The sequence below is a fragment of the Pseudoalteromonas sp. TB64 genome, from assembly GCF_000498095.1.
In the GTDB taxonomy this organism is placed as follows: Bacteria; Pseudomonadota; Gammaproteobacteria; order Enterobacterales; family Alteromonadaceae; genus Pseudoalteromonas.
In genome coordinates this window covers 1-6,433 of record NZ_AUTQ01000182.1, presented here as the reverse complement: position 1 = coordinate 6,433, position 6,433 = coordinate 1, and the positions used below count along the sequence as shown (strand labels likewise).

The following is a 6,433-nucleotide window of genomic DNA, read 5'->3' as shown; positions in this document are numbered from 1 at the left end:
GATTGAACCAAAATAGGAACTCAGCTATGGTTTGTTTATCAATAAAAATAAATAAAAAAACGAGTTAATCTACAGGCTCGTTAACTACCTCTTGGAGTCTCATGAAAATAACTCAGAAATTAGAACAGATTATTGGTTCTGCACCTAAAGACTTGGTAGAGTATTTGTCTTTTAATACGTTCCTAAAAAATGATGAGTTAAGCATTAACTGTCTTAACTTGGAAGAGGGAGCAGAGTGTAGCGAGTGCTTAAGTAGTTTTGGCGTTGGTTTAGAGTTAGGTTTTTGGGTTCTTGACGATGCAAATAACTCAAATCCATATTGCTATATTTCTAAAGGACCGTGTAAAGGCGCTGTAATCAAGTATTCTCATGATTCCGATTTTGAAATCGTATTCTCATCTATTTCTTCTTTTGTTAGTGCTTTAAATTATGCAAGTGTTAACTGTATCGATATTGAGGATTTGATCGGTGAAGAAGGTGTATCATTTGATTGCCTTGATGCGCTTAAATCTCTGTCATTAACTGATACGGATGAAGCCGTAGCAATTATCGATATATATCTTAAACTAACGAATGAACTAGATGATGAAATTGTAGATAGCTTATTAAATCATCATGATTTCTTTGTACAAGAATCTCTAGCGAATTGGGTGCTGAAGCATCCTGAGTCTAAGTTTACCAATGTAGCAAAACAGCTTTCTGAAAATTCACAATCTCAAGTGCAAAAGTTAGGTTTGGAGTTGCTGAATAAGATAGGTAGTTAAAAAGGTGTTTAAACGGAACAAAAAACAGTGGGTTAAGTTTCGTTTCGCTACACATTATAACCCACAATTTTTGTCCGCTTAACGCGGCGTTGAAGCTGAAGAATTACTGTTTTTAGGAACGTATCCAACTATTCTTGGTTGGTGTATTTTTAACCTTGAATCCATCTGTTCGCTGTGATCTAATAGATATTATTCACCCACGGTAAACTGTTATGGCGAAACAACAAAGACACTCACCCTAAATTTTGCACTTCACTAGTAATCCCTTCTAAAGCGCCAATTAAAACAACACCAAACACTTCTTTATATGCTGCGTAAAAGTACAGTAATCGATTGAACCAAAATAGGAACTCAGCTATGGTTTGTTTATCAATAAAAATAAATTAGTGGTTCGATTAAATAAGCATGGATGCCCTTTGAGAGGGTTTTATGTTTGGCAGCAAGGTATAATAAGAATGAAACTTCTTACAACAGTGTTAACAATTTTATCTCTTAGTTTTTTGAGTTCATGCGAGAACGGTCCATCTTCTAAATCAGTGGAGATATTTCCTTTAAAGCAACTATCTTACACCGACTCAACAGTGTCCTATGCCGGCGATACCCTTAGCATTAATACTGAATATTTTGTTATCGCAAACGCACCAGACGATAAAGTTGCTCTACGTGAAGTTGTAGAGAGTTATAATAAAGAAACGTTAAGTGTAAAAGATACACAAAAATATTATGCTTTTTTCCGCATGTTTTATAGAGAAACGGATGCTATTGGCCGAGATTATGTTGAGAAACATGAAGGGTATTTTAATCATGATCGTATTGAGCACCATGGTGATGATCGTATTCTTGTGGTGAAGTGGGAAAATTATGGCAAGAATGTCACCTATGAATTTGAATGAATTGAATGAATTGAATATTATACCGGTTACTATTCAAAGTGTAGGTTTCAGTGGGAATTAAAATTATTTTAGGTAATGCTGGGCGAGTTTCAAGATTGGGAAACACTCTCGCAAATTGGTAGTCCAAGTGTTGGCAGATAAAAACTTAGGATCTAAATAAATTTTGTTCTTTTAACCTCAAAGAATGCACAAAAAAACATCAGTAACTCCTATAAAACGCCAATTAAAACAATATCAAACACTTCTTTATATTCTGCGTAACAATAAGTAATCGATTGAACCAAAATAGGAACTCAGCTATGGTTTGTTTATCAATAAAAATAAATAAAAAGACGAGTTAATCTACGGGCTCATTAGTTGCAATCATCAAATTATGGGGATTCATTTTAGATGCGAGTGAAAGTGGTTGAAGGTGCAATAGTATCGATTCCTTTTGAAAGTACTTATGGGGTATGCAAAGTCCTGTATGTATCTAAATATTTTAAAAATATAGCTCTTTTGAAAGTGTTTTCTGAGAAATTAGATAAAAATCAAAAACACCCAATTATACTGAAAAGTGATTCTTTTGAGTTGATATACACAGCAACCAAGCTAATTAAAAATGGTACGTGGCCTATCATTGGCACTGAACCGCTGTCTAAATTAGATCGAGAAGCTAATAAAAGAATTGTCGGTGGGGACGTTTGGGTAGCTGATGAATGTATGGGGGGAGCTACTGATAGTGAGTTAAAAAGCCTTCCTGAAATGAATGTATTTAATGTTATATACCTTGAGGGGAAAGTATCAAAATTTCCTCTTACAAATGGCAATTAACTAATTATTTCAAAGGGTAATAATTAACAAACCCCCATCCTAGCTATTACGAAAAAAGCCAACAAAAACAGTATGAAGTGTTCATTGTTATAAATAATGGCAAATAGAAACAACACTTTCTTATATGCTACGTAAAAGTACAGTAATAGATTGAACCAAAATAGGAACTTAGCTATGGTTTTTTTATTAAAAAAAATAAATAACAGGAATTAACAGTGACACCGATCCTAAATTTTGCTTTTAATTAAAATGGCTGTCATGTTTAATTGTTCCTTACATTGCGTATAAAAGATTATTAATCTAACTAATTTGAAACAGCCTGATTTACCAACCAATAATATCAATTATAGGAATATAGATGAAACTGAAGAAAATCCAAGTGCCTAAGGAAATAGAACTTAGGTTTGGAGAAAAACAATCATGGAGTTTATATCTTGATGAAGAACAAGAAGTAAAACTTGCAGCTGTGTTACAAAATAATTTAGTTGCAATGACTTTTGATTCATCAGTGAATTTTTATCTTGGAAATAATGAACTTGGTTTTTCGCTTGATGCAATTTCAAATGCAAGAATTTATGCGATTAAAGAAAAGCATAAGTCTGGCATATTTACTTGGAAACCAGTGGAGAGAGGTTTTGAATTTACAATGGACGCCACTGCTACAGAGCAAAACAATAAAAGTGAAAAGCTTAATATTTACACAACGTCCCCTTTATTTGTTCCGTTAACAAAGGGGTTTAAATGAAATCACAATCAATAGCCCTTTCTAGCATTATGGTATTAAGTACAGCAGCATTTGCTGATGAGTCTAACGTAAATTTGCCTGCTAAGGATAATCAAGACCCATTATTTATAAAAAAATGCGAAGAGTTTAGACAAGCAAAAGCTGATAAAGACATTGATACCTTGATGTCTTTTGTACCAAAGCATTTTAAAGATTCGGAAGACGAAAAAAACGCGCTATTGCATACTTAAATAAAAAGTCAGAAAAGTTTCAAAAGTATGTAACAAACCCAGAATTTGAGGTTGTATCTCAAAAATTATCAACAGAGACAAAACCTCTTTTTGCTCAAGTTAAAGTTGAGGCTAAATATGACGAAAAGAACTTAGTGTCAGATGGTTGTGGCTTTAAATATACTAAAGAAGACGGTTGGATAATAATTATTGCGTCTAGTTAATTAGCTTTTTGACTACTTTAAGTATTTACATGTTATTAGAGTATGTAACTAAGCATACTCTTTTTATTTAAAGAGGGAATTTTGGCTAATTCAATTATATTAAAATCACTATTAGAAACGATTAAATGGCTACTCATTTGGCTAACTGTAGCAGGACTTGTGCTAGGTGTTTTAAGTCAAGGCTTGATTTTTTTTGATACAAGTGACGGGCTTGATATTTTATTAATTCTTGCGCTTTTGATGTTTCAACATCGATTAAAATTTGATGAACACAATAATCAAATTGATGTAAATTTTGCTGCTTATTTTTTTAAGAAAAAAATCTTCACGTTTAGTCAACATACCATTGATACTAGCACGATTAATACAATTTCATGCCAAGATAATAAAGCCATTAGTGTGATTGATATTAATTACACTTCAGCAGAAGGCAAACTTAGTACTTACACATTTAGGTGTTTTAAGCAAGCCAAACAAGCGCAGCTAGCAGTGAATAAGCTTTCAACCGTTGAGCGCGTTTATACTGCTAAACGAGAAGAGGTCGAGGCTGAAAAAACAAACTCAGCAACAGTAAACAAGTTTTCAAAAATATTCCCGCAAAATACTATTTTAGGTAATGCTGAGGCTAAAAATAATATTCCTATCCTCAGGTGCGCACTACCACTACCTAGGAGTAAGAAAAATTTAGTTCATTTCATCGTAGTGTGTTTTGCTTTATTTACACTATTTATTGCGTTTTCATCACAAAATTGGAAACCATCTTTTGCATTTTTAGTAATAACTTATGCAAGTTATTACTTTGCTAGAATTATTATTTGTAATAAATACTATTTTATAAAAGCAGCTCCTTTAAGCTCCATTATAATAAATGATTATGAACTTTATTTACCCGCGTTATTATTTACTGACAAAACCCCACGTACATTAACAAGGCAGGAAATTACCAGTATTGATGCAGCATGGAATTATAATTATGAGTCAATTGAAGGCTCAATAGGAGGAGCAACTAAAAGTTCGCATTTAATCTCATTGGTATTCAAGACTACAAAGGGGCAGAGTATTCCACTATCTCATTGGAGTGTTGATAGTAAAGCACTCGTTTTTTCTTTACTAAAACATAAATATCCAGTCTCGTTAGATAGAACAACCCAAATGGTTTACCCAATTAAAAAACATGTAGGCTTAGTGCTCGGTTTATTTATCGTGATCATTAACGTTATTAATTTACCAAACTATATAAGTCTTTTTAATTCTTAATCTTATTTTAAAGATAATGAATAAATACCTACTGCCATTGTCGTTACTAGCAAGCTTTACATGCCACGCAGAGCTTGCTAATAACGATTCCAAAAGAAAACTGTTTTAAAGCGGTGTAGAAAGCGGTGTAGATAGTGAAAAATAAAGATGAACAGTTATTTAAGCAACTTTTCACACCCCTTGAACATATACCCAATGCAGATAAAGCAATCACAAAATCAGTTGATAGGGCATATAAAAAATACTATAAAAAAGAATATGATGGTATAAAAAATTTCGCCTTGTAGAAACAGAGCTTGGCTACTTACTCTTACATATTTGATAAGGCTAGCGATAAAAATCACATAGCGTTTAAAACTAATGCAACAGTTATAACTCGTACCTTAGGAGTGGTTTTTGTTGTTTTAGCTTTAGGTGCAAGTGTGCAAAGTTTATCGTTGCAATTTTACGCATGGGCTACGGCGTTGTTTGTATTTTTATGACTACTATTGCTTAGTATCAAAGTGCTACTGGTATTTACAACTGCAAGAAAAGGTTGTTACTACAGTATTTCAATACTCGGTATAAATATCTTTTATATAAAGAATAAAAGCTGACAGACTTCGTTCCCGAAAGTATTAATAATAACTTATTAATCATGGTGGACTAGGGGCTGTTGATCTTTGTAGTATATATATTAATCAGCCCACATTGGTAGCCACATCATAGTAAATGCTAAAGCGAGCATGGAATGATAATTCCGTTCAAGCTTTTCATACCTTGTAGCTATCCCTCTATATTGTTTGATCCGACCAAAGGCATTCTCAACTAAGTGCCTATATTTGTACATGCACCAGTCAATATCTTCATTACCCACTAAACTGTTATCCTTGCGTGGAATAACGGGTGTAGCGCTATTATCACGAATAAACTCTCTTAGTTTTTCACTATCGTAGCCTTTATCTGCGACAACCACATTACTCGTTGGGCAATTGTCTACAAGTGACTCTGCATGGACGATATCATGCGTATTTCCACAGGATAATTCATAATAAACAGGCAATCCTCCGCTATCTACTGCAAGATGAATTTTAGTCGAATTGCCACCTCGACTCTTACCGATTGATTCATTGCCAGCGGTTCTTGCACCGCAACTATGCTGGTGAGCCCTGACAATACTGCCATCAATAAAGATCCAATCCATATCAGCATAGTGGGATAACACACGAAATAATTCATTCAAAATATCTTTTTTGGACCATAAATTAAATCGTCTATAGATAGCACTCCACGAGCCGAAATAAGACGGTAAATCTCGCCAAGGAATACCGGTACGCATCTTATAGAGTATGCCTTCGAGCGTTTTTCTATGCTCAGGCTTATTATAAATTCGACCACTTAAGTGCATTACTTTTGATAAGACATTCCATGTCGCGTCTGTTAACATTAATCTTGGCATGAGGGTTCGGTGTAACGTTTTTTAGCGAATTCAATTATACCTTATCCTCATGCTGTTTGTTTTTTATACCGCAAAGATCAACACGCCCTA

General features: G+C 33.8%; 8 protein-coding genes. 7 read left to right on the top strand and 1 reads right to left on the bottom strand.

Going from position 1 to position 6,433, the window contains the following annotated elements:
- Positions 1 to 101: 101 nt before the first annotated feature.
- The 7 genes from L647_RS0115235 (at position 102) to L647_RS1000000126040 (ending at position 5,192) form a co-directional block, all read left to right on the top strand.
- Positions 102 to 764 carry a hypothetical protein gene (locus L647_RS0115235; RefSeq protein WP_024611830.1) on the top strand — a complete coding sequence of 221 codons (663 nt, stop codon included), beginning with the start codon at positions 102 to 104 and terminating at the stop codon, positions 762 to 764.
- 455 nt (positions 765 to 1,219) lie between these two features.
- Entirely contained in the window at positions 1,220 to 1,657 is a 438-nt protein-coding gene (locus L647_RS0115230; protein ID WP_024611829.1) for a hypothetical protein, read from the top strand.
- 396 nt (positions 1,658 to 2,053) lie between these two features.
- On the top strand, positions 2,054 to 2,470 hold the full coding sequence (locus L647_RS0115225; RefSeq protein ID WP_158001074.1) for an Imm26 family immunity protein: 417 nt from the start codon (positions 2,054 to 2,056) through the stop codon (positions 2,468 to 2,470).
- A gap of 358 nt (positions 2,471 to 2,828) precedes the next feature.
- The gene (locus L647_RS0115220) at positions 2,829 to 3,215 is read left to right on the top strand and encodes a hypothetical protein (protein WP_024611827.1); all 387 of its coding nucleotides are present in this window, start codon (positions 2,829 to 2,831) and stop codon (positions 3,213 to 3,215) included.
- Positions 3,212 to 3,445, top strand: coding sequence for a hypothetical protein (locus L647_RS0115215; RefSeq protein WP_024611826.1), 234 nt, complete (start codon positions 3,212 to 3,214; stop codon positions 3,443 to 3,445). The genes L647_RS0115220 and L647_RS0115215 overlap by 4 nt, the downstream gene beginning before the upstream one ends.
- 284 nt (positions 3,446 to 3,729) lie before the next feature.
- Entirely contained in the window at positions 3,730 to 4,905 is a 1,176-nt protein-coding gene (locus tag L647_RS0115210) for a hypothetical protein (RefSeq protein ID WP_024611825.1), read from the top strand.
- Positions 4,906 to 5,039: 134 nt separating this feature from the next.
- The gene (locus L647_RS1000000126040) at positions 5,040 to 5,192 is read left to right on the top strand and encodes a hypothetical protein (RefSeq protein WP_158001073.1); all 153 of its coding nucleotides are present in this window, start codon (positions 5,040 to 5,042) and stop codon (positions 5,190 to 5,192) included.
- Positions 5,193 to 5,581: 389 nt separating this feature from the next.
- On the opposite strand, the gene L647_RS0115195 is transcribed toward L647_RS1000000126040, so the two are convergent.
- A complete protein-coding gene (locus L647_RS0115195; RefSeq protein ID WP_024611512.1) occupies positions 5,582 to 6,343 on the bottom strand; it encodes an IS5 family transposase in 762 nt (253 codons plus the stop codon).
- Positions 6,344 to 6,433: the final 90 nt, after the last annotated feature.

What these genes read in the sequence shown, in the direction of transcription:
- L647_RS0115235 (WP_024611830.1), top strand. Translation starts at nt 102, where the DNA reads ATGAAAATAACTCAGAAATTAGAACAGATTATTGGTTCTGCACCTAAA.
- L647_RS0115230 (WP_024611829.1), top strand. Translation starts at nt 1,220, where the DNA reads ATGAAACTTCTTACAACAGTGTTAACAATTTTATCTCTTAGTTTTTTG.
- L647_RS0115220 (WP_024611827.1), top strand. Translation starts at nt 2,829, where the DNA reads ATGAAACTGAAGAAAATCCAAGTGCCTAAGGAAATAGAACTTAGGTTT.
- L647_RS0115215 (WP_024611826.1), top strand. Translation starts at nt 3,212, where the DNA reads ATGAAATCACAATCAATAGCCCTTTCTAGCATTATGGTATTAAGTACA.
- L647_RS0115195 (WP_024611512.1), bottom strand. Translation starts at nt 6,343, where the DNA reads ATGCCAAGATTAATGTTAACAGACGCGACATGGAATGTCTTATCAAAA.